The sequence below is a fragment of the Micromonospora sp. NPDC005299 genome (assembly GCF_042872345.1).
GTDB lineage: Bacteria > Actinomycetota > Actinomycetes > Mycobacteriales > Micromonosporaceae > Micromonospora.
Genome location: NZ_JBIAKG010000009.1, coordinates 25,060 through 50,889, shown reverse-complemented (window position 1 = coordinate 50,889; position 25,830 = coordinate 25,060). Strand labels below are relative to the sequence as shown.

Sequence of the window (25,830 nt, the reverse complement as noted above, 5' to 3'; positions counted from 1 at the left end):
CCGGCGGTCACGCGCGCCCCCCACCTCGCCCCCCCCCGGGCCGGCGGGGGGCGGGCGGGCCCGCCCCGGCACCCCGGGGGGGGGGGGGGGTGTCCCGGCCCCCCCCCCCCACCGCTTGGCCGCACAGTTGGAGCCCCCACTTGAACTTCGATGAGCTGTTCGGGAACTTCCCGGCGCTGACCATCACCGGCCTGGAGCAGGGCGCGATCTACGCGCTCATCGCCCTCGGCTACACCCTGGTGTACGGCGTTCTGCGTCTGATCAACTTTGCTCACTCCGAGGTCTTCATGGTCGGTACCTTCACCGCCCTGTGGACCTGGCAGGCCCTCGGCTACAACCAGAACTCGGCCTCCCCGGCCCTCGGCCCGCTGATCCTGGCGGTGGTCGCCGGTCTCGTGATCGCGATGGCCGCCTCGGCCGTCACCGCGGTCACGGTCGAGCTGGTCGCCTACCGGCCGCTGCGCCGCCGCAACGCGCCGCCGCTGGCCTTCCTCATCACCGCGATCGGCGCGTCGTTCGTGCTCGCCGAGTCGTTCGGCATCGGCACCCGCCGGGCCCCGTTCGGCATGCCGGAGATGATCCCGCAGAAGACGGTCTTCACCCTCTTCGGCGCCGCGGTGACCAACGTCCAGCTGCTCATCCTCGGCGTCACGCTGATCATGATGGTCGCGCTGGACCAGTTCGTGAACCGCAGCCGCCAGGGCCGCGGCATCCGGGCGGTCGCCCAGGACGCGGACACCGCCGCGCTGATGGGTGTCAACAAGAACCGGGTCATCCTGCTGGTGTTCGTGCTCGGCGGCCTGATGGCCGGCGTGGGCGCCCTGCTCTGGGACATCCGGTTCGGCTACACCAAGTTCAACGTCGGCTTCCTGATCGGGCTCAAGGCCTTCGCGGCCGCGGTGCTCGGCGGCATCGGCAACCTGCGCGGCGCGCTGCTCGGCGGCCTGCTGCTCGGCGTGGCGGAGAACTACGCCGCCGGCCTCTTCGGCGGCGAGTGGAAGGACTTCACCGGCTTCGTGCTGCTGATCGTGCTGCTGATGTTCCGGCCGACCGGTCTGCTCGGCGAATCTCTCGGGAGGGCGCGCGCATGACCGCCACCGTGGACAACAAGCGGACCGCGGGCTTCAAGAGCCGCTGGGCTGCCATGCCCAAGCAGGTCCGCTGGGCGGCGATCGCCGCGCTGATCGTCCTGCTCTACATCCTGCCCAACAAGTGGTTCTACGAATACCTCGGCTTCCCCATCGGCAGCGACTACTTCGCCTTCTACACGACCCGCTCGGACTTCGCCGGGGTGCTCTTCGACACCGCGGTGTTCGTCCTGCTGGCCGTCGGGCTGAACGTGGTGGTCGGCTTCGCCGGCCTGCTCGACCTGGGCTACTTCGGCTTCTACGCGCTCGGCGCGTACACGGTCGCGCTGCTCACGTCGCCGGAGAGCCGGTTCGGCACGAACTGGCCGTGGCTGGCGGCGGTGCCGCTGGCGGTGATGGTGGCGATGGTCTCCGGCGTGATCCTGGGTGGCCCGACGCTGCGCCTGCGCGGTGACTACCTGGCCATCGTGACCCTCGGCTTCGCCGAGATGATCCGCCTGTACGCGGCCCGCAACGAGGGCATCGCGCAGGGCCAGCGGGGCATCCCGGCGATCCCGCACCCGCCGGGTTCCGGCACGGACGGCAAGCCGCTGTTCGGGGTGGTCGACGCCCGGCCGTACTACTGGCTGATGCTGACGCTGATCCTCATCGTGCTGCTGCTGGTCCGGAACCTGGCCAACAGCCGGGTCGGCCGGGCCTGGGTGGCGATCCGCGAGGACGAGGACGCCGCCGAGATCATGGGCGTGCCGACGTTCAAGTACAAGCTGTGGGCGTTCGCCATCGGCGCGGCCGTGGCCGGCCTGACCGGCGCGGTCTTCGCCGGCAAGCAGACGTTCATCAACTCCGACCAGTTCGTGCTGGAGAGTTCCATCCTGGTGCTGGCCGCGGTGATCCTCGGTGGCGCCGGCAACATCAAGGGCGCCATCGTCGGCGGCGCGGTCACCTGGTACCTGCCGGAGTGGCTGCGCGGCATCGGCGACCTCCTCGGGGTGGAGTTCGACGCCGCCGAGTACCGGATCCTGGTCTTCGGCCTGGTGGTCATCGTCATGATGATCTTCCGGCCGCAGGGTCTGGTGCCCAACCGGCGGCGGGCGGCGGAGTTCGCCGACCGGCGCAAGGAAGCGGTTCCCCAGGAGACGGTGCCCAATGAGTGAGCCGCAGATGCACAGCGAGCGGGACGAGACCAGCGAGCGGGACATCGCCGACGACGGTCGCAGCACGGTCGGCACCCCGCCGGAGAAGGGCGCGGACACGCCGGTCGAGCCCACGCCGGGCGAGACCGCCGCGGCCGGGCGGGAGCCGCTGCTGGAGGTCGACCACGTCACCCTCCGCTTCGGCGGTGTGGTCGCTCTCAACGACGTCGCCTTCACCCTGTACAAGGGTGAGATCCTCGGCCTGATCGGCCCGAACGGCGCCGGCAAGACGACCTGCTTCAACGCGATGACCGGCGTCTACCGGCCCACCGAGGGCGAGATCCGGTTCGCCGGGCAGCGCGTCAACGGCAGGCGCCGGAGCTGGATCACCAAGGCGGGCATCGCCCGGACGTTCCAGAACATCCGGCTCTTCCCGGAGATGACCGCGCTGGAGAACGTGATGGTGGGCGCGGACGCCCACCACAAGACCAGCGTGATCGCCGCGATGCTGCGGCTGCCGCGGCACTGGCGGGAGGAGCGGCAGGGCCGCGAGAGGGCGCTCGAGCTGCTGCGCTTCGTCGGCATCGAGCGCCGCGCCGGGGACCTGGCCCGGAACCTCTCGTACGGCGAGCAGCGCCGGCTGGAGATCGCCCGGGCCCTGGCCACCGAGCCGAAACTGCTCTGCCTGGACGAGCCGGCCGCCGGCTTCACCCCGGCGGAGAAGGAGGAACTGCTCGGCCTGATCCGGAAGATCCGCGACAATGGCACGACGGTGCTGCTGATCGAGCACGACATGCGACTCGTCATGGGCGTGACCGACCGGATCGTCGTGCTGGAGTTCGGCAAGAAGATCGCCGAGGGCCTGCCGGCCGAGGTCCGGGACGACCCGAAGGTGATCGCCGCGTACCTGGGGGTGCCGACCGATGCTGCTTGAGATCAACGACCTGACCCTGCTGTACGGGCGGATCCAGGCGCTGCACGGGATCAGCCTGCACGTCGACGAGGGTGAGGTGGTGGCCCTGATCGGCGCGAACGGCGCCGGCAAGACCACCACCATGCGGGCGATCTCCGGGCTGCGCCCGGTGGCCTCCGGCTCGATCGTCTTCGACGGGACCGACGTCACCCGGATGCGGGCCGACCTGCGGGTGGTCCGGGGCATCGGGCAGGCGCCCGAGGGCCGGGGCGTGTTCCCCGGGATGACCGTCGTGGAGAACCTGGAGATGGGCGCGTACACCCGCCGGGACCGGTCGGGCATCGCCGAGGACATGAAGATGGTCATGGACCTCTTCCCCCGGCTGCACGAGCGGCGCAAGCAGGCGGGTGGCACGCTCTCCGGCGGCGAGCAGCAGATGCTGGCGGTGGGCCGCGCGCTGATGGCCCGCCCGAAGCTGCTGCTGCTCGACGAGCCCTCGATGGGGCTCGCGCCGATGCTGATCCAGCAGATCTTCGAGATCATCACCCGGATCAACGAGCAGGGCACCACCATCCTGCTGGTGGAGCAGAACGCCCAGCAGGCGCTCTCCCGGGCCCACCGGGGCTACGTGCTGGAGACCGGCCGGATCGTCAAGGAGGGCACCGGCCGGGACCTGCTGCACGACCCGGCGGTCAAGGAGGCGTACCTCGGCGTCGCCTGAGGCGTACCCGACGGCGGCCGGCCGTCCCCTTCCGGGGCGGCCGGCCGCCGCCGTTCGCGCCGGTGCCGCCGTCCGCCGGGTTGTCGGCGGTACGGACTAGAGTCGCTGCCGTGACAGCTACGACGCCGCGCCTGCTCCTCGTCGACGGACACTCCCTGGCATACCGGGCATTCTTCGCCCTGCCGGTGGAGAACTTCTCCACCACCACGGGGCAGCCGACCAACGCCGTCTACGGCTTCACCTCGATGCTGATCAACGTGCTCCGCGACGAGCAGCCCAGCCACATCGTGGTCGCCTTCGACGTCTCCCGCCGCTCCTTCCGCACCGAGAAGTACGCGGAGTACAAGGCCGGCCGCAGCGAGACCCCGACCGACTTCAAGGGCCAGGTCAGCCTGGTCAAGGAGGTCCTCGCGGCGCTGCGCATCCCGGTGGTGGAGAAGGAGGGCTACGAGGCCGACGACGTCATCGCCACCCTGGCCTGCCAGGCCCGCGACCAGGGCATGGACGTGCTGATCACCTCCGGCGACCGGGACGCGTTCCAGCTCGTCGGCGACCAGGTCACCGTGCTCTACCCGCGCAAGGGCGTCTCCGACCTGGCCCGGATGGACCCGGCCGCGGTCGAGGCGAAATACGGGGTCGGTCCCGGCCGCTACCGCGACCTGGCCGCACTGGTGGGTGAGACCAGCGACAACCTGCCGGGCGTTCCCGGTGTCGGCCCGAAGACCGCCGCCAAGTGGATCAACCTCTACGACGGGGTCGAGGGCGTGGTGGCCCGCGCCGACGAGATCAAGGGCAAGGCCGGCGACAGCCTGCGCGAGCGGCTGGCCGACGTGATCCGCAACTACGAGATCAACTGCCTGGTCACCGACCTGGAGCTGCCGGTGCGCCCGGAGGACGCCCGCTGGCAGGGCTGGGACCGGGAGGCCGTGCACCAGGTCTTCGACACCCTCCAGTTCCGCATCCTGCGCGACCGGCTCTACCAGTACCTGGAGGCCGTCGAGCCGGAGGCCGAGGCCGGCTTCGAGCTGGCCGGGCAGGTGCTCACCGAGCCCGGCGCGCTCGCCGGCTGGCTGGCCACGCACGCCCCGGCCGGCACCCCGGTCGGCCTGGCGGTCAAGCTGGACACCGGCCCGAACCGGCGGCACGCCGCCGCGGTGACCGGCATGGCGCTGGCCACCGCCGGCGGCGCGGGCGCGTGGTTCGACCCGGCCCGGCTGGTGGCCGACGACGAGGCCGCGCTGGCCGGCTGGCTCGCCGACGAGGCCCGCCCCAAGGTGCTGCACGACAGCAAGCCGGCCGTGCTCGCCTTCGCCGCGCACGGCTGGGACCTGCAGGGCATCTCCCGCGACACCCAGATCGCCGCCTACCTGGCCCGCCCCGACCAGCGCTCCTACGACCTCACCGACCTGGCGCTGCGCTACCTGCACCGGGAGCTGCGGGTCGACGCGCCGGAGAGCGGCCAGCTCACCCTCGACGGGCTCGGCGACGACGAGGCGGCCGAGCAGAACCTGATGCTCCAGGCCCGGGCCACCCTCGACCTGGCCGACGCGATCGACGCCGAGCTGTCCCGCGACGGCGAGCAGTCCGCCCGGCTGATGGCCGGCGTCGAGCTGCCGCTCATGCGGGTGCTGGCCACCATGGAGCGCACCGGCATCGCGGCCGACACCCACTACCTCTCCGAGCTGGAGGCGCACTTCGCCGCCGAGGTGAAGGCCGCCGCCCAGGGCGCGTACGCGGCGGTCGGGCGGGAGTTCAACCTGGGTTCGCCCAAGCAGCTCCAGGAGATCCTCTTCGGCGAGCTGGGCCTGCCCAAGACCAAGAAGATCAAGACCGGCTACACCACCGACGCCGACGCCCTCCAGTGGCTCTACGCGCAGAACCCGCACCCGGTGCTCGAGCACCTGCTGCGCCACCGCGACGTCGCCAAGCTCAAGATGACGGTCGACGGGCTGCTCAAGTCGGTCTCCGACGACGGCCGGATCCACACCACCTTCAACCAGACGGTGGCGGCCACCGGCCGGCTCTCCTCGACCGAGCCCAACCTGCAGAACATCCCGATCCGCACCGAGGAGGGGCGGCGGATCCGGCGCGCGTTCGTGGTCGGCGAGGGCTACGAATGCCTGCTCACCGCCGACTACAGCCAGATCGAGATGCGGATCATGGCGCACCTGTCCTCCGACGACGCGCTGATCGAGGCGTTCAACTCCGGGCACGACTTCCACGCCGCCACCGCCTCCTCGGTCTTCACCGTCGAGGTCGACCAGGTCACCGCCGACCAGCGTCGCAAGATCAAGGCCATGAACTATGGCCTGGCGTACGGGCTGAGCGCGTTCGGCCTGTCCCAGCAGCTCGGGATCACCGCCGAGGAGGCGCGCGGGCTGATGGAGAACTACTTCGCCGGCTTCGGCGGGGTGCGCGACTACCTCCAGGAGGTGGTGGCGCGGGCCCGGCAGGACGGCTACACCTCCACCATCCTGGGCCGCCGCCGCTACCTGCCCGACCTGGTCAGCGACAACCGGCAGCGCCGGGAGATGGCCGAGCGGATGGCGCTCAACGCCCCCATCCAGGGCTCCGCGGCCGACATCATCAAGGTCGCCATGCTGCACGTCGACACCGCGCTGCGCGACGCCGGGCTGCGCTCCCGGATGCTGCTCCAGGTGCACGACGAGCTGGTCTTCGAGGTCGCCCCCGGCGAGCGGGAGGCCCTGGAGGCGCTGGTCCGCAAGGAGATGGGTGAGGCGCACCCGCTCTCGGTGCCGCTTGAGGTCTCCGTGGGCGAGGGCCGCGACTGGAACAGCGCCGACCACTGACCGGCGCGCCGGGGCTCACAATCGTGGACAGTTGCCGTTCGGCGAACGGCAACTGTCCACGATTGCTAAAGCGTCGGGCTGGTCGATGAGGCTCGGGGCGGGTGCGGGGTGGGGGCTCGACGCCGGCGGCGGGTTGTCGTCGCCGGTGAGGGCCGTGGCGGCGTCGCGCAGGGCGGCGGCGAGGCGGTCCCGGACGGCGAGCTGGGCGGCGATCCGGGCGTCCAGCACGGCCAGCCGCTCCCGCCCGACCCGCAGCCCGGCCGGTGACGGTGGCGCGGCGGCCACGTCCCCGTCCAGGCAGGGCAGGAAGACCTGGACGTCGTCCAGGGTCAGCCCGGCGCCGAGCAGGTGCCGGATGTTGCGGACCCGGGTGACCGCCGCCTCGTCGTACTCGCGGTAGCCGTTCGCCGCCCGCGTCGCCGCGATCAGGCCCTGCTCCTCGTAGTGCCGCAGGGCCCGCGGCGTGCAGCCGGTCACCCGCGCCAACTCGCCGATCCGCACCCGCGCCTCCGTCCCGTGTCGGCTCCGTCCGTCAGGCGACCAGAGCTCCGCCGTCGACCGGCAGCACCACGCCCGTGACGAAGGCCGCCGCCGGGTCGCTGAGCCGCAGGACGGCCCAGGCTACGTCCTCGGGCCGGCCGATCCGCCCCAGGGGAGTGTGGTCGAGCTGCCAGCGGCGTACGGCGGCGCGCTGGTCGGGGGAGAGGCCCTGGTGTTCGCCGATGGGCGTGTCGATCGCGCCGGGGGCGACCGCCACCACCCGGACGCCGCGGGGGGCCAGCTCCACCGCCCAGCTGCGGGTCAGCGAGTCGAGGGCGGCCTTGCCGGCCGCGTACACCGAGCTGCCCGGCCAGGCGCGCTGGCCGACGGTGGTGGTGACGTTGACGATCACGCCGCGGCTCGCGGTCAGCGGCTCGACCGCGGCGTGCGCCAGCCGGATCGGCGCGATCAGGTTCGTGTCGAGCTGGTGGCGGGCCGCCGGTTCGTCCAGCCCGGCCAGGGGTCCGCCGCCAGCGATCCCGGCGTTGTTGACCAGGACGTCGAGCCGGCCGTACCGGTCGAGGGCGGCGCCGACCACCCGGGCCGGCGCGTCGGCGTCGGTCACGTCGGCGGTGACCGGGGTGATCAGGGGGTGGCCGGCGGCGGTCTCCGCCAGGGGCGCGGCGCGGCGGCCGACGGCGAGGACGCGGGCGCCCCCGGCGGCGAAGGCGCGGGCGGTGGCCCGGCCGATGCCGCTGCCCGCGCCGGTGACCACCACGGTCCGCTGCTGTTCGTCGTTCATGCCGCCGATCGTCCGACCCTGCCGTCGGTGGCAGGGTCAAGCGCCCGGGTCAGCGTCCCGGCCCGCGGCGTTCCTTCGGCGGGGCGCCGTGCCGCTGCAGGGCCTTGCGGGACGGGCCGCCGGGCGGCGGGAGCGGCCCCTTGACCGGGTCGTGGCCCCAGTTCATCAGGGAGTACCGCCAGCGGGTGCGGCGCACGTCGCCGCTGGGTCGCTGGGCCATGTGCCGGCGGACGTATCCGACGACCTTGCGCATGTGCTGGTAGTCGGCGGCGGTGAGCTGGTCGCGCTTGCGGCGCAGCAGGTCGATGATCCTCCGGCCGGACTCGTGCCCCACCGACTCGCCGCCCCGGGTGCCCTTCCGCCAGCCCACGTGCTTGGACTCGTCGGTCTCCAGCCACTGCTGGAGTTCGCCCGGCTTCATGTTCACCGCGTCGGTGAACTCCCGGTAGGTCTGCTGTGGATCATCACTTCGGTTCATGGCGCAGCACCTCCGGTCGGTGGGCGACGTCCCGGCCCGAGTCGTCGTTGCGGATCCGGTACTGCGGCTCCTCGGGCGTGGCGTTCACGGCGTGCCCGCGGACGTGGGTGCGGTCGACGAGCTTCTCCTTGACCACGCCGTACGCCCGGCCGCTGTGGCTGGCCCAGGAGACGTGGTCACCGCTGCGGAACTCCTTCTCGGCCATGCACTCGGCGTACCCGGGCCTGGTGAGCGGAAACGACGCCCTCAGCCGACGGCCGGCTTCTCCGCCACGAAGATGGCGGTGCCGGGGAAGAGCCGGCCGCGCAGCGGGCTCCACTGCCCCCAGATTCCCTCGTGCCCCGTGGGCCACTCCGGCTCCACGAGGTCCAGCAGGCGGAACCCGGCGCCGACCAGCTCCCGGATCCGGTCGCCGAGGGTGCGGTGCTGCTCGACGTACGTGGCCACGCCGTGCTCGTCCTGCTCGACGTAGGGGGAGCGGTCGAAGTACGAGTGCACGGCGGTCAGCCCGCCCTCGCCCGGGTCGTCCAGGAAGATCCAGCGCATCGGGTGGGTGACCGAGAAGACCCACCGACCGCCCGGGCGCAGCACCCGGGCCACCTCCCGCATCGCCGCCGCCGAGTCGTCCACGAACGGGATCGCGCCGAACGCCGTGCAGACGGAGTCGAAGGCCGCGTCGGCGAACGGCAGGGCGAGCGCGTCGGCCTGCACGAGCGGCACGCGTACCCCGGTCCGGGCGGCGGCCTCGGCGGCGTGCCGCAACATGCCGGCGGACAGGTCCAGGGCGACCGGCCGGGCGCCCTGCGCGGCGAGCCAGCGGGCGGCGGCGGCCCCGCCGCAGCCGAGTTCCAGGATCCGCCGGCCGGCCACCTCGCCGAGCAGCCCGGCGTCGGCCTCGCGCAGCCCCTCCGGGCACCAGACGAAGTCCACCTCACCGAGGAACGCGCCGTGCTCGGCCTGGTACGCGTCGGCGTCCGCGTCCCACCAGCCCCGGTTGGCCCGGCGCACCTCGGCGGCGCCCACCCGGCGCCGGGTCACCCTGTCGTCGTCCACCCGCCCACGCTAGGCCCCCGGACGCTTTGCGCGGGGGGCGGGCCGCTCCCGGGGCCGGCGCCGTGACGGCTGGGGCGGATGTGACGGACGAGACAGGAGTAGCCCCTTACCGCGCGAAATCTCCGCTTTCGCAGCTGACGCGCCCGAGCAGACCCGGGAGGGCTTGCACGCTGTGGTAATGCAGCGGGTAGGCTAGACGATGCGCTCGCGGATCGTGTGCCTCGGCAGGGAGCAGGTGTGCGGTCACCGGAGCCACTAATGATCTTCTAATGGCGATCGTTCGGTGTGCCCGGCGACGGATCCGCTGGCGCGGACAGGTCACCGCGACGCCACGCCTGCTGTGACAACCCATCCGACCGGAGCAACCGCCCACATGACGAGCAGCATCGAGGCCCCCTCGAGCGCCAACAAGGTCACGCACGACGATCTCGGTTCCGAGGAGGCTTTCCTCGCCGCGATCGACGAGACCATCAAGTACTTCAACGACGGCGACATTGTCGAAGGCACCGTCGTCAAGGTCGATCGGGACGAGGTCCTGCTCGACATCGGCTACAAGACCGAGGGCGTCATCCCCTCTCGGGAGTTGTCGATCAAGCACGACGTGGACCCCGCCGAGGTCGTCTCGGTCGGTGACCACATCGAGGCCCTTGTCCTCCAGAAGGAGGACAAGGAGGGGCGTCTGATCCTCTCCAAGAAGCGGGCGCAGTACGAGCGGGCCTGGGGCACGATCGAGAAGATCAAGGACGAGGACGGCGTCGTCCGCGGCTCGGTCATCGAGGTCGTCAAGGGTGGTCTCATCCTCGACATCGGCCTGCGCGGCTTCCTGCCCGCCTCGCTCGTCGAGATGCGGCGGGTCCGCGACCTGCAGCCGTACGTCGGTCGCGAACTCGAAGCCAAGATCATCGAGCTGGACAAGAACCGCAACAACGTGGTCCTGTCCCGCCGGGCGTGGCTGGAGCAGACGCAGTCCGAGGTGCGCACCGAGTTCCTCAACAAGCTGCAGAAGGGCCAGGTCCGCAAGGGCGTCGTCTCTTCGATCGTCAACTTCGGCGCGTTCGTCGACCTGGGCGGCGTGGACGGCCTGGTGCACGTCTCCGAGCTCTCCTGGAAGCACATCGACCACCCGTCCGAGGTCGTCGAGGTGGGCCAGGAGGTCGAGGTCGAGGTCCTGGACGTCGACCTGGACCGCGAGCGGGTCTCGCTGTCGCTGAAGGCGACCCAGGAGGACCCGTGGCGGCAGTTCGCCCGCACCCACGCGATCCAGCAGATCGTGCCGGGTAAGGTCACCAAGCTCGTGCCGTTCGGCGCCTTCGTCCGGGTGGACGACGGCATCGAGGGCCTGGTCCACATCTCCGAGCTGGCCGAGCGCCACGTGGAGATCCCGGAGCAGGTCGTGCAGGTCGGCTCCGAGGTCATGGTCAAGGTCATCGACATCGACCTGGAGCGCCGCCGGATCTCGCTGTCGCTCAAGCAGGCCAACGAGGGCTTCGTCGAGGGCGAGGAGCACTTCGACCCGACCCTCTACGGCATGGCCGCGACCTACGACGAGCAGGGCAACTACATCTACCCGGAGGGCTTCGACCCGGAGACGGGCGAGTGGCTCGAGGGCTACGACAAGCAGCGCGAGACGTGGGAGCAGCAGTACGCCGAGGCGCGCGTGCGCTGGGAGGCCCACACCAAGCAGGTGCAGACCTCCCGGGCCGCCGACGCCGAGGCCGCTGCCAACCCGGCCCCGGCCGTGACCGGCACCACCACCTCGACCACGGCCCCGAGCCGTCAGGCCGAGGAGCCGGCCGGCACGCTGGCCACCGACGAGGCGCTCGCCGCTCTGCGGGAGAAGCTCGCCGGCGGCAAGTGACACCCCAGCTCGGCTAGCCGAGCCTGGCGCAGTCGCTGACGGGCCCCGTCCCCGCGATCCGGTACCACCGGGTCGCCGGGGGCGGGGCCCTCGCCGTGTCCGGGGCAAGTTGGCACCGGAAACGGTGATCGGGTTGACTGTTCCGGTGCTGAAGGTGGGGTTGACCGGCGGGATCGGGTCCGGCAAGAGCGCGGTGTCCAGCCGGCTGGCCGCGCTCGGCGCGGTGATCGTCGACGCGGACCGGATCGCCCGCGAGGTGGTCGCACCGGGCAGCGAGGTCCTCGCCGAGATCGTCGAGACCTTCTCCGACCGGGTCCTCGACGCCGACGGGGCTTTGGACCGCGCCGCCCTGGGCGCCGTGGTCTTCGGCGACGAGGCCGCCCGCCGCCGGCTGGAGGCCATCACCCACCCCCGGGTCCGCGCCCGCACCGCCGCGCTGGTCGCCGCGGCGCCCCCCGACGCCGTCGTCGTCAACGACGTGCCGCTGCTGGTCGAGGTGGGGCTCGCGCCCACGTACCACCTGGTGCTCGTGGTGCAGGCGGCGGTGACCACCCGGCTGGAGCGGCTGGCCCGCGACCGCGGCATGGACCGCGCGGAGGCCGAGCGGCGGATCGCCGCGCAGGCCGACGACGCCCGCCGGCAGGCGGCGGCCGACGTGCTGCTCGGCAACGACGGCACCCTGGCCGACCTGCACGCCGCCGTGGACGCCCTCTGGCACGGGCGCCTGCTGCCCTACGAGCGGAACGTCCGGGAACACCGCGCCGTCCGGCCCGAGCAGGTGGTGCTCGCCGAGCCCGACCCGACCTGGCCCCAGCAGTACGCCCGGCTGGCCGCCCGGATCCGCCACGCCGCCGGCGCCGACCTGCGGATCGACCACATCGGCTCCACCGCCGTGCCCGGGCTGGCCGCCAAGGACGTCATCGACATCCAGCTCACCGTGCCGTCGCTCGCCGAGGCGGACGGGCCGCTCGCCGACCGGCTCGCCGACGCCGGCTTTCCCCGGCTGCCCGGCGACTGGTGGGACAACCCCCGCCCGCCCGTCAGCCGCCGCCGGGAGAAGCGGCTGCACGGCAGCGCCGACCCCGGCCGCCCGGTGCACCTGCACCTGCGGGTGGCCGACTCGCCCGGCTGGCGGTACGCCCTGCTGATGCGCGACCACCTGCGCGCCGACCCGGCGCAGCGGTCCGCGTACCTGCAGCTCAAACGGGAGCTGGCGGCCTCGGCGCCGGACAGCGCCACCTACGGCACCCTGAGGGACCCCTGGTTCGACGAGGAGCACCTGCGGGCCGAGGAGTGGGCCGCGCAGACCGGCTGGCGGCCCTGAGCCCGCTCAGCGGCCGGTCGCCGGCGGCCTGACTTCCCGCTCGGCGCCGGGCAGCGCCGGCACCCGGCCGGGGGCGAGGTCCAGCTGAACCCAGACGCCCCGGCCGGTCCGCAGCTCCAGCCGGCGCGGCAGCCCGTTCCGGTCGATCCACCAGCGCAGCCGTCCGCGTACCTCGATGACGTCCACCGTCCGGTCCGCCACCCGGTCGTCGCGGATCCGGACCGCCTCGGCGGCCGGCGCCGCGGCGCCGCCGCGCAGCGCCGCGTCGAGCAGCCGCTCCACGTCGTCGCGCGGCGGCCGCCCGGCCGCCCGGACCAGCCCGGCCGGCGCCGGCAGCGGCGGGGCCGCCGCGCCGCCCCCCGGCACCACGAGCCGGGCCACGCTTCCCGGCCGCGCCCGCACCAGCGTGCGGCGTCCCGGCTCGTCACCCTGCACCACCGCGAGGTACGCCGCGGAGCCCGCCCAGCTCACCCACCCGGTGCCGTGCAGGTCGGCGGGCGGGGCGGCCAGGGACAGGCTTGCGCCGCCGGCCGCGCGCAGCCGGGCGGGCAGCCGGGCCAACCGGTCGGCCTCGGCGTCGGAGAGCGCCCGGGGCAGCCCGGGACGCCCGCCGAGCGCGTCCACCGGGCGCAGCGTGGGACGGTCGGTGCGGGCCAGCTCGACGGTGACCGGGGTCCCGTCCGGCAGCCGTCCGGCCAGCCGGTGCAGCCGGGCGTCCCGGTCGACCCAGAGCCGGGGCTGCCGGTCCGGCGCCGGGGTGCTCTGGTGGGCGGCCGGCCAGAGGGCGGCGAGGGGGGCCTGGAGGACGTCCACCGGGACCCCGTCGACGGTCTCCCGGCGCAGCCAGCGGGCCTCGGGCTCGGCCGGGTCGACCCGGGCCGCGCCGAGCCCGAGCAGCAGGTCCCGCACCGCCGGCAGGCCCCGACCGGCCGGCAGCTCCGGCAGCCGCCATCGGTCGGCCGGAGGCACCAGCGGCGGCGGCGCCGGGGTGGGCGTCGCGGCGGGATCGGGTCGGACCAGCAGTGTCGACGGGTTCGCCTGGATCAGGCCCCGCTCGGCGCCCGCGCCGGGGCCGCTGACGTCCAGGTAGATCAGCGGCCGGGCCCAGTCGACCCAGCCGACCAGTTCGGTACGGCCGCCGCCCTCACCCACGGTGACCCGGACCCCGACGCGGACGTCCCGCTGGTTGGTGACCCGCAGGGCGGCCAGCCGGTCGGCCTCGGCGGCGGTGAGCGGGCGGGCCGTCTCGGTCGGCTCGGCCGGCTCGGGCGACCAGCTCAGCAGGACGGCGACCAGGGCGGCCGCCGAGGCCGTGGCGGCCGCCGCGAGCGCGATGAGGGCGGCGCGGCGGCGGGTGGATTGCTCGGGTGGGTCGCCGGTTCCGTCCACCTCGGGGCCGCTGGAGGGCGCGAACGGCGCGGGTAGCGGCTGGGTGATGGCCGGATCGGCGTGCGGGCGGCCGGGAGAGCCGGCGGGCGTGGCGGTGCCGGCGCGGCGGTGGCCGCGGCCGGGTTCGCGGGGGACGCCGGCCGCGGCGGGATCGGGCGCGGTGGGCTCGGGTGCGGTGGGGATGTCGGTGGCGTGGACGCGACCGCGGTGGGGCCCTGCTCGGCGCCGCCGCTTCCGGGATGGTGGCGACGTGCCGTCCGTGGCGGACGGGAAGGCGCCGAGACCGGCGGGATCCGGTCCGGCGGGGCGGGGCGGGGGGTCGGCGTCCGGTGGGCGTTGGCCGGTGGGGCCGCCCGGGGGTGACGGAGCGGCGGGCTCGGTGGGCGCCGCTTCAGAGGGGGCAGCGGGCGTGGTGCGATCTGCCGACTCGGGCCCGGCGGCGTCAGCGGGCCGGGCGGGGTGGGTCTCGTCGGTGGGGAGCGGGCCGGTGTCGCGGGTGTGCGCGCGTCGCGGCCGGCGTTCGGGAGAGGTCTCCACGAGTGCACAACGCGGCTGCCGGGTTTCGGTGACGAGCAGGGGCGCTCGCGGCGGCCGGTCAGCGCCTCGAGCGCGACCACCCCGGGTGCGCACGCCGGTTTCTCGGGTGCTGCGACCCCCGGTGTCGGGGGCGGCCGGGCCCCGGAGGGGCGGCCACCTGCCCGATCGGCCGCCGCGAGCGGCCTACGGTACGAGGGTAGTCCGGTGAGATGAGCCACACAATGGGAATATCGAAGCCGATCAGGGACGGTGCGCGCTCGGCCCGGAAGTGTCGGACCTCGGGCGTACCGTTGAGGTCATGGCGCTCGACATTCCCCGGCTCGACGGCCGCTTCCAGGTCGTCAGCGAGTTCCAGCCGGCCGGCGACCAGCCGGCAGCCATCGACGATCTTGAGCGTCGTGTGCGACGCGGCGACCGTAACACGGTGCTGCTCGGCGCGACCGGCACCGGCAAGAGCGCCACCACGGCGTGGCTGGTCGAGCGGCTGCAACGGCCGACCCTGGTGCTCGCGCCCAACAAGACCCTCGCCGCGCAGCTCGCCAAGGAGTTCAGCGAGCTGCTGCCGCAGAACGCGGTCGAATACTTCGTCTCCTACTACGACTACTACCAGCCCGAGGCCTACATCCCGCAGACCGACACCTACATCGAGAAGGACTCCTCGGTCAACGAGGAGGTCGAGCGGCTGCGGCACTCGGCGACCATGTCGCTGCTCACCCGGCGCGACGTGATCGTGGTGGCCACCGTTTCGGCCATCTACGGCCTGGGCACCCCGGAGGAATACCTCGACCGGGCCGTCCGGGTCGCCGTCGGTCAGGAGCTCGACCGTGACAAGCTGCTGCGCCGGCTGGTCGACATCCAGTACACGCGCAACGACATGGCCTTCCAGCGCGGCACCTTCCGGGTCCGCGGCGACACGCTGGAGATCATCCCGGCCTACGAGGAGCTGGCCGTCCGGATCGAGCTGTTCGGCGACGAGGTGGAGAAGCTCTACTACCTCAACCCGCTCACGGGTGACGTGGTCAAGGAGGTCGACGGGCTGGTCATCTTCCCGGCGACCCACTACGCGGCGGGCCCGGAGCGGATGGAGCGGGCGATCCGCGACATCGAGGCCGAGCTGGTCGAGCGGCTGGCCGAGCTGGAGCGGCAGGGCAAGCTGCTGGAGGCGCAGCGGTTGCGGATGCGCACCACCTACGACATCGAGATGATGCGCCAGGTCGGGTTCTGCTCCGGCATCGAGAACTACTCCATGCACATGGACGGGCGGTTGCCGGGCAGCCCGCCGCACTGCCTGCTCGACTACTTCCCCGACGATTTCCTGACGGTGGTCGACGAGTCGCACGTGACCATCCCGCAGATCGGCGGCATGTACGAGGGCGACGCGTCCCGCAAGCGGATGCTGATCGACCACGGCTTCCGGCTGCCCAGCGCGGCCGACAACCGGCCGTTGCGCTTCGACGAGTTCCTGGAGCGGGTCGGCCAGATGGTCTTCCTCTCCGCCACCCCTGGCCCGTGGGAGCTGGAGAAGGCCCAGGGCGAGTTCGTCGAGCAGGTGATCCGCCCCACCGGCCTGATCGACCCCGAGGTCGTCGTGAAGCCCACCAAGGGCCAGATCGACGACCTGATGCACGAGATCAAGCTGCGGACCGAGCGCGACGAGCGGGTCCTGGTCACCACGCTGACCAAGAAGATGGCCGAGGATCTCTCCGACTACCTGCTGGAGAACGGCATCCGGGTGCGCTACCTGCACTCCGAGGTCGACACGCTGCGCCGGGTGGAGCTGCTGCGCGAGCTGCGCAAGGGCGACTACGACGTGCTGGTCGGCATCAACCTGCTCCGGGAGGGTCTCGACCTGCCCGAGGTCTCCCTGGTGGCGATCCTCGACGCCGACAAGGAGGGCTTCCTGCGCAGCGGCCGGTCGCTGATCCAGACGATCGGCCGGGCGGCCCGTAACGTCTCCGGCCAGGTCCACATGTACGCCGACAAGATCACCCCGTCGATGGCCCAGGCGATCGAGGAGACCAACCGGCGCCGGGCCAAGCAGATCGCGCACAACGAGGCCAACGGGATCAGCCCCGAGCCGCTGCGCAAGAAGATCCACGACATCCTCGACGACATCTACCGCGAGGCGGAGGACACCGAGAACAGCCGGGTCGGCGGGGCCGTCCGGCAGCTGTCCCGGGGCAAGGCGCCGGTCAAGGAGACCCGCAGCCGGAGCCGCGGCGGCGCGGCGACCCCGTCGCGGGAGGGGATGGCCCGGGCCGACCTGGCCGACCTCATCCAGGAGCTCAACGACCAGATGCTCGCGGCCGCGCGGGAACTGCAGTTCGAGCTGGCCGCCCGCATCCGTGACGAGGTCGCCGACCTCAAGAAGGAACTCCGCGGGATGGACGCCGCCGGGGTGAAGTGACGACCCGGGGTCGGGGGAGGCCGCCGTGCTGACCGAAGCCGTGATCGGGCTCCCCGACCCCGGGCTCCGGCCCTACGTGGACCGCTACCTCGGCTACCGGGAGCACGCGGCCGGCCCGCTGGTGCGCCGGGAGGCGGCCGGCGCCTTCGTGGTGTTGATCCTCGGGTGGGGCGCCCCGCTGGACGTCACCGATCCGCGCGCCGCCGACCGGGGTGCGCACGGGACGAGCGCCTTCCTGGCCGGGCCGTTCGACGGCTGGTGCGCGACCCGCACGGCCGGCGAGGGCGTCGGGGTGCAGGTGCTGCTGACCGCCCCGGCCGCCCGCCGGCTGCTCGGGCTGCCGCTGGGCGAGCTGGCCAACCGGGCGGTCCCGGTCGACCGGCTCGGTGGCTGGCTCGTCCGGCTCCGCGACGAGCTGGCCGATCTGCCCGACTGGGCGGGTCGGTTCGCCCGGCTCGACGCCGCCCTCGCCGCCCGGCTGGCGGTGACCGGGCCGGTCGATCCGCGCCTGCTGCGGGCCTGGCGGCTGCTCGACCGCAGCAGCGGCGCGCAGGGCGTCGGCGCGCTGGCCGAGGACATCGGCTGGAGCCGCCGCCACCTGGCGGTCCGATTCCGGCAGGAGTTCGGCCTGCCGCCGAAGACCGTCGCCCGGCTGCTGCGCTTCCAGCGGGCGTACGCGATGGTGGGCGCCACGCTGGTCGGCGGCGCGGACCCCGCTCCGGGCGGGCGCGGCTGGGCGGAGCTGGCGGTGCGGTTCGGGTACTACGACCAGTCGCATCTGATCCGGGAGTTCCGCGAGTTCGCCGGGGCCACGCCCGCGGCGCTGGCCGGGTCACATTCGTCCAATCCGGGCTGACGCCGCCGGCGGCAGACTCGGACCCATGCGAAGCATCTACCCGGTCCTCCGGTATCCCGACGCCCGCGCCGCCGTCGACTTCCTCCGGTCCGCGTTCGACCTGACCGTCCACGAGGTGCACGAAGGGCCCGACGGCACGGTGCGGCACGCCCAGCTCGGCTATGGCGACGACCTCGTCATGCTCGGCCCGGGGCCGGCCCCCGTGACCCGGCCGGCCGACGACGACTTCCGCGTCTACGTGGCAGTGGACGACGTCGACGCGCACCACGAGCGGGCCCGGGCGGCCGGTGCGGAGATCATCCGTCCGCCCTTCGACACCGACTACGGCTCCCGGGACTACGCCGCCCGCGATCTGGCCGGCCTGGTGTGGTCCTTCGGCACCTACCGCCCGTGACGCCTCGACGATAGCTCTGTGCGAGCAAGGTATTGCCCTGAGTGACGGCCATGCGTACTCTCCCACGGTGGGGAGGCGCACATGCCGTTGTCAGCAAGTCCTGTCGTCCGGCGGGTGCGGCTCGGCGCTGAGCTGCGCCGGCTGCGCCGCCGGGAGTCGCTCACCCTGGAGCAGGTCTGCGGCCGGCTCGGCTGGGCGTCCACATCGAAGCTGTCCCGCATCGAGCTGGGGCAGAGCCGGCCGGACCTGGCCGACGTGCTCGACCTGCTCGACGTCTACGCGGTGCCACCCCATCAGCGGGACGAGCTGATCGTCATCGCCCGGGACGCCGCCACCGGCCGCGGCTGGTCCAAGGCGCTGGGTGAGATGGGGGAGCGGCAGCGGGCGTACGCGGAGCTGGAGGCGGGCGCGGTCCGCATCGTGGACTACCAACCGGCGTTGGTGCCCGGGCTGCTCCAGACGCCCGAGTACGCCCGGCTGCGGGTGTCGGCCGGCGCGCTGCTCGCCGACGACGTGGACGTGGAGGCCGACGTCCGCGCCCGTGCTGTGCGCCAGGAGGTGTTGCGCCGGCCCGATCCGCCGCACTACACCGCGCTGATCGACGAGCGGGCCTGCGATCCGGGCGGCCTTCCCGCCGAGGTCTGGCGGGACCAGCTCCGCCACCTGGCGATCCTCGCCGAACGACCGCACGTCACGATCCGGCTGCTGCCCCGCGACGCGTCCCCCTACGGCGACCTGCATCCGCTCGCGCCGTTCTCCTACTACGCGTACCCGGACCCGGCCGACCCGCGCACCGTGCTGGTGGAGACGCTCACCACCGACCTGCGGCTGGTCGCCGAGGCGGACGTCGCCCGCTACGAGCAGCTGGTCGACTGGCTGCTAGTGGCGGCGCTGCCGGCGGAGGAGACGGTGGAGCTGCTGACCCGGCGGCTCGGCCCCGCGCCGGTGCCCCGGCCCCGCGAACCGCACGAGCCCGACTGAGCGGGGGGCAGCGGTTCCGCCGGTGGCCGCGCGGCGTTGGCGCGCGGCCACCGGGTCCGGCGCCCCCGATGTCCGTCGGAACCGGCGGCCGGCGCGTCGAGCGCAGGCTATGTCAGGGGTACGACAGCTCAGGCCGGCACGTCGAGGAAGTGCTCGACCAGCGGCGGGCCGGCGAAGTACGGGCCGATCAGCCCACGCCACTGCGGGAAGCGCTCGCTCTGCCGGAAGTTGACGTCGTGTGCCTCGACCGAGTCCCACTCCACGAGCAGTACGAACCGGGACGGCGACTCGATGCCGCGGGTCATCCGCACCGAGCGGCAGCCCTCGGTGCCGGCGAGGATCGGGTGCGCCTGCGCGTAGGCGGCGGCGAAGTCGTCCTCGTTTCCGGGCGTCACGTCGATCAGCGCGACCTCAAGAACCATGCCGGAAGCCTCGCACGCCGGCACCCGGCGGATACGCCCCGGGGGCTGTTCCGCGCGCCACACCCCCTCTAGGGTGGGCGCTCGGGAAACGGGGGAGGAACACATGCTCGACTGGCTCACCGCCACGGCGTTCACCGTCCTGGGCGCCGGCACCACCTGGGCCGAGCTGCTCGGCTTCGCCACCGGTGTGGTCAACGTCTGGCTGGTGGCCCGGCAGCACATCGCGAACTGGCCGATCGGCATCGCCAACGTGCTTCTGCTGATGCTGCTGTTCTGGACCGCCGGCCTGTACGCCGACGCCGGCCTCCAGATCGTCTACGTCGTCCTCGGCCTCTACGGGTGGTGGCACTGGCTCTTCGGCGGGGAGCGGCGCAGCCGGCTGACCGTGGCCCGGACCGGCCGGCGGGAGTGGTGGGCGCTCGGTGTGGCCGGCGTGCTGCTCACCGCCGGGCTCTGGGCGCTGCTGGACCGGGCCACCGACTCCACGGTGCCGCTGGCCGACGCGGTCACCACGGCGCTGTCGCTGCTCGCCACCTACGGCCAGACCCGCAAGCTGGTGGAGAGCTGGTGGCTGTGGATCGCCGCCGACCTCATCTACATCCCGCTCTACGCGTACAAGGGACTCTGGCTGACCGGCGGCCTCTACCTGATCTTCCTGGCGCTCTGCGTGGTCGGGCTGCGGGAGTGGCGGGCGGACCTGCGCCGGCGCTCGGCGGCGACCCCGGTGCCGCCCGGCCCGGCTCCCGTCGCGGCGTGAGCGCGGGAAGCGAGCCGGGCCGCGCGGTCGCGGGCCGGGAGTTCCGGCACGGCCTGGTGGTGGGCAAGTTCTACCCGCCGCACGCCGGGCACCACGCCCTCATCGAGGCGGCCGCGGCCCGCTGCGCGGCGGTCACCGTGGTGGTCGCGCCGTCCCGGCGCGAGTCGATCCCGCTCGACCTGCGGGTCGCCTGGCTGCGCGAGGCGCACGCCGCCACGCCCTGGGTGCGGTTCGTCGGCCGGTACGACGACCACCCCGTCGACTACGCCGACCCGGCGATCTGGGATCTGCACTGCGCGGTGTTCGCCGACGCGCTCGGCGGGGAGCCGGTGGACGCGGTCTTCTCCTCCGAGGCGTACGGCGAGGAGTTGGCCCGTCGTTTCGACGCGGTCGCGGTCTGCGTGGACCTGGACCGGCGGGCGGTGCCGGTCTCCGGCACCGCCGTGCGCGCGGACCCTGCCGCGCACTGGCATCGCCTGAGCCCGCCGGTGCGGGCCTGGCTGGTCCGTCGGGTCGTGGTGGTCGGGGCCGAGTCCACCGGCACCACGACGATGGCCGCGGCGCTCGCCGACCACTACCGCACCCCCTGGGTCCCGGAGTACGGCCGCGAGCTGACCGAGCGCAAGCTGGCCGAGCTGCGGCGCCGTCGGCCGGAGGCGACGATCGTCGACGTCACCTGGGACCGGGACGACTTCGTCGAGGTGGTCCGCGAGCAGCAGGCGGCCGAGGACGCGGCGGCGCGGACCAGCGGCCCGCTGCTGTTCTGCGACACCGACGCGCGGGCCACCGGGATCTGGGAGGAGCGCTACCTCGGGTCCTCGTCGGAGGCGGTCCGGGCGGCCGCCCGCCGGCCGGCGCTGTACCTGCTGACGGACCACGAGGGGGTGCCGTTCGCCGACGACGGCCTGCGCGACGGGGAGCACCTGCGGGCCTGGATGACCGGACGGTTCCGGGAGGAGCTGGCCGGCTGCGGGGTGCCGGTGGTCGAGCTGCGCGGCCGGCACGAGGAGCGGCTGGCGGCGGCCGTCGCCGCCTGCGACGTCCTGCTGGCCGCCGGCTGGTCCTTCAGCGCCCCGCTGCTTGCCGGGCCCTCCTGATCGACTCCCGCTCGGCGGAGGGCCGGCCCCGCCCCAACACCTAGCCTCCTAGGGCGCCTTGCGCTGCGAGACCTGCCCCACACCAGAAGACCCGTACCCCGGCAAACGGGACCCCCGAAGATGCGGTGACCCGGGCCGATGGTGAACAATGGCGACCGAGGAGGGGAGTATTCCCTCGCGACGGAGTCGTCAGCACGGAAGAGCGCCGGGCCCCCCGGTGGCACGACCCGGCTCCGTCGGTCACCGACCCGCTTCCGGGTCGGTGGCGGAAGAGACCTCCGACAGTCACCAGAGTCAGCGTCGACGCACCCCGGCTCCTCACCCGGCGTACGGTGTGCCCGACGCTGTGTGTCTGCCGGAGGATGGATTTGAACGTGTCCGGAGTGGTGTGGGCGGGGACGCTGATCGGGCTGACCGCGGTCCTGCTGGTCGACCTCTTCATCATCGGTCGCCGCCCGCACGAGCCCAGCGTCCGCGAGTCGAGCCTGTGGGTCGGCTTCTACGTGGCGCTGGCCCTGCTCTTCGGGGCGGGGCTGTGGCTCACCTCAGGCCCCAGCGTGGCGGGCCAGTTCTACACCGGGTGGCTCACGGAATACAGCCTCTCGGTGGACAATCTCTTCGTCTTCGTGATCATCATGGCCCGCTTCGGCGTGCCCCGGCAGTATCAGCAGAAGGTGCTGCTCATCGGCATCCTGCTGGCGCTGGTCATGCGGGGTGGCTTCATCGCCGCCGGCGCCGCGCTGATCTCCCAGTTCTCCTGGGTGTTCTACATCTTCGGCGCCTTCCTGATCTACACGGCGGTCAACCTGGCCCGCCAGGGGGAGCCGGACGAGGACGAGTTCAGCGAGAACCTGCTGATCCGGTGGAGCCGCAAGGCGTTGCCGCTGTCCCGTGACTTCGACGGGGCGCGGATGACCACCCACGAGAACGGGCGGCGGCTGTTCACCCCGATGCTGATCGTGATGATCGCGATCGGCACCACCGACCTGATCTTCGCCCTGGACTCGATCCCGGCGATCTTCGGTATCACCCAGGAGCCGTACCTGGTCTTCACCGCGAACGTGTTCGCGCTGATGGGGTTGCGGCAGCTCTACTTCCTGCTCGGCGGCCTGCTGGACCGGCTGATCTACCTCAGCTACGGCCTGGCCGTGGTGCTCGGCTTCATCGGGGTCAAGCTGGTCCTGGAGGCCCTGGCCGACAACAACCTGCCGTTCGTCAACGGCGGCGAGCACGTGGCGTGGGCCCCGCACATCCCGATCTGGCTGTCGCTCACCGTCATTCTGGGCACTCTCGCCGCGGCCACCGCGGCCAGCCTGGTCAAGTCGTCCCGCGACCGGCGCCGCGAACTGGCCGAGGCCCGTCGCTGACCGCGCGAAAAAGGGGCGCCCCCGGGTCGGGGGCGCCCCTTTCGGCGTACGGGGTCAGATCCGGTGGGCGCCGACCAGGGTGGCCTCCCGGTCCGGGGGAAGCCGCTCCTCCACGACCCGCCGTTTCACGTAGCAGGCGTGCAGCATCCGCCGGATCTCGCCCTGCGGCTCCGTGCTGACGATGCCGACGTGGTGGATCCGGCGGCCCGGCCGGGCGAAGAAGTAGAGGTCGCCGGGGCGTTCCTCGCCGAGCGCCAGGGGAGTGGTCGCCTCGGCCTGGTCGTCGGCGTCCCGGGGCAGGGTGAGGCCGTACCGGCGCCAGGCCAGGTGCACCAGGCCCGAGCAGTCGATGCCGTCGGTGGACCGCCCGCCCCAGATGTAGACCAGGTCGCGCAGCCGCTCGGCGAGGGCGAGCACCTCCTTGGCCTCCGGCCGCTCGGCGGGCAGCGGGACCAGGTCGCCCTCCGGGGCCCAGAGCGGGTCGGCCCGACCGGGCGCGCGGACCGGCCGCCAGCCGTCCACGGGCCGCCCGGCCGCGGTGAGGCGGGTGCCGAGGACCACGCTTGCCAGGACCGGCGGGCCGTCGGGGGCCGCGCGCAGCGCGGTGTGGCCGGCGTCCACGACCAGCGGGGTGGCCGGTGGGCCGGGCTCCGCCGGGGCGGTGAGCTGGGCGGCGGGCAGCCACCCCGGATAGCCGCGTACGTCGAGCTTGGGGGCGGGCTGCGCCAGGGCGACGACGTGTGCCCAGCCGTCCGCGCGCACCTCGGTGACCAGCACCCGCTCGCCCAGCAGCAGTTGGGTCAGGACGCAGTCGCCGACCTGCTGGTCGCGATCCATGCCGGCGATCCAGGCGGCGACGTCCGGCGGGTCGCCCAGCGCGGGGCGGTCGACGGGGCGGACCGCCTCGGGGGTGCTCCAGAGGGTCGCCACCGGGACCCGGACGACGGCCTCGCGGCCCGGTTGAATCTCCATGCCCACCCCCACCTCTCTCGAGCGACCCTATGAAAAAATCCAACGGCGCTCAACCACGCGCCTGAACCTTTGCTTCATTCACGTTCGAAATCCCGAGCCCGGGGGCGTCCGGCAGCACGACGGTCGCGCCGTCGTACCGGATCCCGCCGGCGACCGGCGACCAGGCCAGCCACCAGGCGGCGTCGAGGTCCGACACGGCCGTGGTGCCGTAGGCGGCGACCAGGCTCGCCGCCGCGCCGACGCCCACCTGGCTCTCCATCATGGAGCCGACGATCGTGCCCATGCCGTGCGCGGCGGCCAGGTCGAGCAGTGTCCGGGCCGTGTGCAGACCGCCGCACTTGGCCAGCTTGACGTTGACCATGTCGGCCGCCCGGCGGCGGATCACCTCGACCAGGTCGCGCAGGTCGAAGACCGACTCGTCGGCGAGGACCGGCAGCTCCACGCGGTCGCTGACCCAGGCCAACCCGTCCAGGTCCCGCCGGTGCACCGGCTGCTCGACCAGCTCGACGTCGAGCCCGGCGTCCTCGATGCCGCGGATCACCCGGACCGCCTCGCGCGGGGTCCAGCCCTGGTTGGCGTCCAACCGGATGCGCACCTCGGGCCCGACCGCGGCGCGGACCGCGCGTACCCGGTCCAGGTCGCCGCGCGCGTCGGTGCCGACCTTGAGCTTCAGCACGGTGAACCCCTCGGCCCGGCGCCGGGTGGCGGCCGTGGCCAGGTCCACCGCGTCGCCCGCGGCCAGGGTGACGTCCGTCGGGACGCGCAGCGCGGTGCCGCCGAGCAACCGCACGAGGGGTACGCCGAGCCGCCGCGCGGCCAGGTCGTGCAGGGCGACGTCGACGGCGGCCCGGGCCGACTCGTTGCCCACCACCGCGCGGCGCACCTCGGCGCAGCGGGCCTGGAGGTCGTCGGCGTCCCGCCCGGTCAGCAGTGGCCCGAGCAGTTGCTGGACGCACGCCTCGGCGCCGGCGATCGACGCGCCGGTCACCTGCCAGACCTGCGGCGCCTCGCCGAAACCGGACCGCCCGTCGGTGTCCACCACCTCGACGACCAGGGTGTCCACGGTGGTGGTGCGGCGCAGCGCGGTGACGAACGGGGTGTGTAAGGGGGCCGAGAGCCGGTGGGTGCGTACCGCGGCGATCGTCATGTGGGGCACCCTATACGGAGCTGACGGCGAACCGGGGAGGGCCGATGACCGGGCGGGACTGGGAGCTGGTGGGCGCGCCGAACGCCCGTGACCTGGGCGGGCTGCCCACCTCGGACGGGCGGCGGGTACGCGCCGGCCGGCTGATCCGCACCGCGGCGCTCGGCCGGCTCACCGACGAGGACCTGCCGGTGCTGGGCAAGCTGGCCCCGGCCTGCGTGGTGGATCTGCGGCACGCCACCGAGCAGGCGGTCGCCCCGCCCGACCGCCTGGCCGGCGAGCCGCGGGTGGTGCACCTACCGGTCTACGACGCGGCCCACCCGGTGTTCACCTACGTCTCGGCGGTGCTGCTCGGCCACGACCTCGACGCGTACGAGGAGTTGGCCCGGGACGGCATGCCGGGGGCGATGGCGGGGATCTACCGCTGGTTCGTCACCGGGGAGTCGGCCCGGGAGGGGTTCGGGACGGCGGTGCGGCTGGCCGCCGACGGGGCGAACCTGCCGCTGCTGTTCCACTGTTCGGCCGGCAAGGACCGCACCGGCTGGCTGTCGGTGGTGCTGCTCACCGCGCTCGGGGTGGACGAGCCGGCGATCCGGGCCGACTACCTGCGGCACAACGAGCTGACCGAGAGCCTGCGCGAGGTGCTGCTGGCCGCCATGACCCGCCGCCGGCCGGACCTGGACCCGGCGGTCGCCCGGCCGCTGCTGGAGGTGCGGCCGGAGTACCTGGACGCCGCCTACGACGAGGTGCGCCGGGTGCACGGCACGTTCGACGCGTACCTGCGCGACGGCCTGGGGCTGACCGACGGGACGCTGGCCGCGCTGCGCGCGAACCTGCTGGACTGAGC

General features: G+C 73.4%; 24 protein-coding genes. 15 read left to right on the top strand and 9 right to left on the bottom strand.

Annotated elements, in window-relative coordinates; all coding sequences use genetic code 11:
- Positions 1-140: 140 nt before the first annotated feature.
- The 5 genes from ACFYPD_RS24005 (at position 141) to polA (ending at position 6,665) form a co-directional block, all read left to right on the top strand.
- Positions 141-1,091, top strand: a complete 951-nt coding sequence (locus tag ACFYPD_RS24005) for a branched-chain amino acid ABC transporter permease (protein ID WP_387117502.1) — start codon at positions 141-143, stop codon at positions 1,089-1,091.
- Positions 1,088-2,242 (top strand): branched-chain amino acid ABC transporter permease, encoded by a 1,155-nt coding sequence (locus tag ACFYPD_RS24000; RefSeq protein ID WP_387117500.1) that lies wholly within the window; start codon positions 1,088-1,090, stop codon positions 2,240-2,242. Before ACFYPD_RS24005 ends, ACFYPD_RS24000 begins: the two co-directional genes overlap by 4 nt.
- Positions 2,235-3,155: an ABC transporter ATP-binding protein gene (locus tag ACFYPD_RS23995; protein WP_387117497.1), complete on the top strand. Its 921-nt coding sequence runs from the start codon at positions 2,235-2,237 to the stop codon at positions 3,153-3,155. Before ACFYPD_RS24000 ends, ACFYPD_RS23995 begins: the two co-directional genes overlap by 8 nt.
- Complete coding sequence (locus ACFYPD_RS23990) at positions 3,145-3,855, top strand: ABC transporter ATP-binding protein (protein WP_151464709.1); 711 nt, start codon at positions 3,145-3,147, stop codon at positions 3,853-3,855. The genes ACFYPD_RS23995 and ACFYPD_RS23990 overlap by 11 nt, the downstream gene beginning before the upstream one ends.
- Positions 3,856-3,965: 110 nt before the next feature.
- On the top strand, positions 3,966-6,665 hold the full coding sequence (gene polA / locus ACFYPD_RS23985; protein WP_387117495.1) for a DNA polymerase I: 2,700 nt from the start codon (positions 3,966-3,968) through the stop codon (positions 6,663-6,665).
- A gap of 15 nt (positions 6,666-6,680) precedes the next feature.
- Here the strand turns inward: polA and ACFYPD_RS23980 are convergent, their stop codons facing one another.
- Genes ACFYPD_RS23980 through ACFYPD_RS23960 form a run of 5 tightly spaced genes read right to left on the bottom strand, consistent with a single transcriptional unit; the run spans position 6,681 to position 9,478 of the window.
- Positions 6,681-7,166 carry a MerR family transcriptional regulator gene (locus ACFYPD_RS23980; protein ID WP_387117492.1) on the bottom strand — a complete coding sequence of 162 codons (486 nt, stop codon included), beginning with the start codon at positions 7,164-7,166 and terminating at the stop codon, positions 6,681-6,683.
- Positions 7,167-7,197: 31 nt separating this feature from the next.
- On the bottom strand, positions 7,198-7,947 hold the full coding sequence (locus tag ACFYPD_RS23975) for an SDR family NAD(P)-dependent oxidoreductase (RefSeq protein WP_387117489.1): 750 nt from the start codon (positions 7,945-7,947) through the stop codon (positions 7,198-7,200).
- A gap of 49 nt (positions 7,948-7,996) precedes the next feature.
- Positions 7,997-8,425: a DUF3140 domain-containing protein gene (locus ACFYPD_RS23970; protein WP_387117485.1), complete on the bottom strand. Its 429-nt coding sequence runs from the start codon at positions 8,423-8,425 to the stop codon at positions 7,997-7,999.
- Positions 8,412-8,630 (bottom strand): DUF2945 domain-containing protein, encoded by a 219-nt coding sequence (locus ACFYPD_RS23965; protein ID WP_387117481.1) that lies wholly within the window; start codon positions 8,628-8,630, stop codon positions 8,412-8,414. The genes ACFYPD_RS23970 and ACFYPD_RS23965 overlap by 14 nt, the downstream gene beginning before the upstream one ends.
- Before the next feature lie 41 nt (positions 8,631-8,671).
- On the bottom strand, positions 8,672-9,478 hold the full coding sequence (locus tag ACFYPD_RS23960; protein ID WP_387117478.1) for a class I SAM-dependent methyltransferase: 807 nt from the start codon (positions 9,476-9,478) through the stop codon (positions 8,672-8,674).
- 373 nt (positions 9,479-9,851) lie between these two features.
- On the opposite strand from ACFYPD_RS23960, the gene rpsA reads away from it, so the two are divergent.
- Together rpsA and coaE are read left to right on the top strand one after the other, a co-directional pair.
- Positions 9,852-11,336, top strand: coding sequence for a 30S ribosomal protein S1 (rpsA, locus tag ACFYPD_RS23955; RefSeq protein ID WP_387117475.1), 1,485 nt, complete (start codon positions 9,852-9,854; stop codon positions 11,334-11,336).
- A 145-nt stretch (positions 11,337-11,481) separates the two neighbouring features.
- Positions 11,482-12,660 carry a dephospho-CoA kinase gene (coaE, locus tag ACFYPD_RS23950; RefSeq protein WP_387118104.1) on the top strand — a complete coding sequence of 393 codons (1,179 nt, stop codon included), beginning with the start codon at positions 11,482-11,484 and terminating at the stop codon, positions 12,658-12,660.
- 6 nt (positions 12,661-12,666) lie between these two features.
- On the opposite strand, the gene ACFYPD_RS23945 is transcribed toward coaE, so the two are convergent.
- Positions 12,667-14,049, bottom strand: a complete 1,383-nt coding sequence (locus ACFYPD_RS23945; protein ID WP_387117472.1) for a hypothetical protein — start codon at positions 14,047-14,049, stop codon at positions 12,667-12,669.
- 835 nt (positions 14,050-14,884) lie between these two features.
- Here ACFYPD_RS23945 and uvrB point away from each other — a divergent pair.
- From uvrB to ACFYPD_RS23925, 4 genes are all read left to right on the top strand, one after another.
- Complete coding sequence (gene uvrB, locus ACFYPD_RS23940; RefSeq protein ID WP_387117469.1) at positions 14,885-16,993, top strand: excinuclease ABC subunit UvrB; 2,109 nt, start codon at positions 14,885-14,887, stop codon at positions 16,991-16,993.
- A 25-nt stretch (positions 16,994-17,018) separates the two neighbouring features.
- Entirely contained in the window at positions 17,019-17,849 is an 831-nt protein-coding gene (locus ACFYPD_RS23935) for a helix-turn-helix domain-containing protein (protein WP_387117466.1), read from the top strand.
- A 25-nt stretch (positions 17,850-17,874) separates the two neighbouring features.
- Complete coding sequence (locus tag ACFYPD_RS23930) at positions 17,875-18,243, top strand: VOC family protein (protein ID WP_387117463.1); 369 nt, start codon at positions 17,875-17,877, stop codon at positions 18,241-18,243.
- An 81-nt stretch (positions 18,244-18,324) separates the two neighbouring features.
- Positions 18,325-19,224 (top strand): DUF5753 domain-containing protein, encoded by a 900-nt coding sequence (locus ACFYPD_RS23925; RefSeq protein WP_387117460.1) that lies wholly within the window; start codon positions 18,325-18,327, stop codon positions 19,222-19,224.
- A gap of 128 nt (positions 19,225-19,352) precedes the next feature.
- On the opposite strand, the gene ACFYPD_RS23920 is transcribed toward ACFYPD_RS23925, so the two are convergent.
- Positions 19,353-19,646 carry an antibiotic biosynthesis monooxygenase family protein gene (locus ACFYPD_RS23920; protein WP_387117457.1) on the bottom strand — a complete coding sequence of 98 codons (294 nt, stop codon included), beginning with the start codon at positions 19,644-19,646 and terminating at the stop codon, positions 19,353-19,355.
- 103 nt (positions 19,647-19,749) lie between these two features.
- Here ACFYPD_RS23920 and pnuC point away from each other — a divergent pair, with 103 nt between their 5' ends.
- The 3 genes from pnuC to ACFYPD_RS23905 all read left to right on the top strand — a co-directional run bounded on the left by pnuC (position 19,750) and on the right by ACFYPD_RS23905 (position 22,867).
- Positions 19,750-20,403, top strand: coding sequence for a nicotinamide riboside transporter PnuC (gene pnuC / locus ACFYPD_RS23915; protein WP_387117454.1), 654 nt, complete (start codon positions 19,750-19,752; stop codon positions 20,401-20,403).
- Positions 20,400-21,500: an AAA family ATPase gene (locus tag ACFYPD_RS23910; protein WP_387117451.1), complete on the top strand. Its 1,101-nt coding sequence runs from the start codon at positions 20,400-20,402 to the stop codon at positions 21,498-21,500. Before pnuC ends, ACFYPD_RS23910 begins: the two co-directional genes overlap by 4 nt.
- Positions 21,501-21,868: 368 nt before the next feature.
- Positions 21,869-22,867, top strand: coding sequence for a TerC family protein (locus tag ACFYPD_RS23905; protein ID WP_387117448.1), 999 nt, complete (start codon positions 21,869-21,871; stop codon positions 22,865-22,867).
- A gap of 54 nt (positions 22,868-22,921) precedes the next feature.
- On the opposite strand, the gene ACFYPD_RS23900 is transcribed toward ACFYPD_RS23905, so the two are convergent.
- Positions 22,922-23,839, bottom strand: a complete 918-nt coding sequence (locus tag ACFYPD_RS23900; RefSeq protein WP_387117446.1) for an NlpC/P60 family protein — start codon at positions 23,837-23,839, stop codon at positions 22,922-22,924.
- A 49-nt stretch (positions 23,840-23,888) separates the two neighbouring features.
- Positions 23,889-24,986, bottom strand: coding sequence for a mandelate racemase/muconate lactonizing enzyme family protein (locus ACFYPD_RS23895; protein WP_387117443.1), 1,098 nt, complete (start codon positions 24,984-24,986; stop codon positions 23,889-23,891).
- Positions 24,987-25,030: 44 nt separating this feature from the next.
- Here ACFYPD_RS23895 and ACFYPD_RS23890 point away from each other — a divergent pair, with 44 nt between their 5' ends.
- Positions 25,031-25,828: a tyrosine-protein phosphatase gene (locus tag ACFYPD_RS23890; RefSeq protein WP_387117440.1), complete on the top strand. Its 798-nt coding sequence runs from the start codon at positions 25,031-25,033 to the stop codon at positions 25,826-25,828.
- Positions 25,829-25,830: the final 2 nt, after the last annotated feature.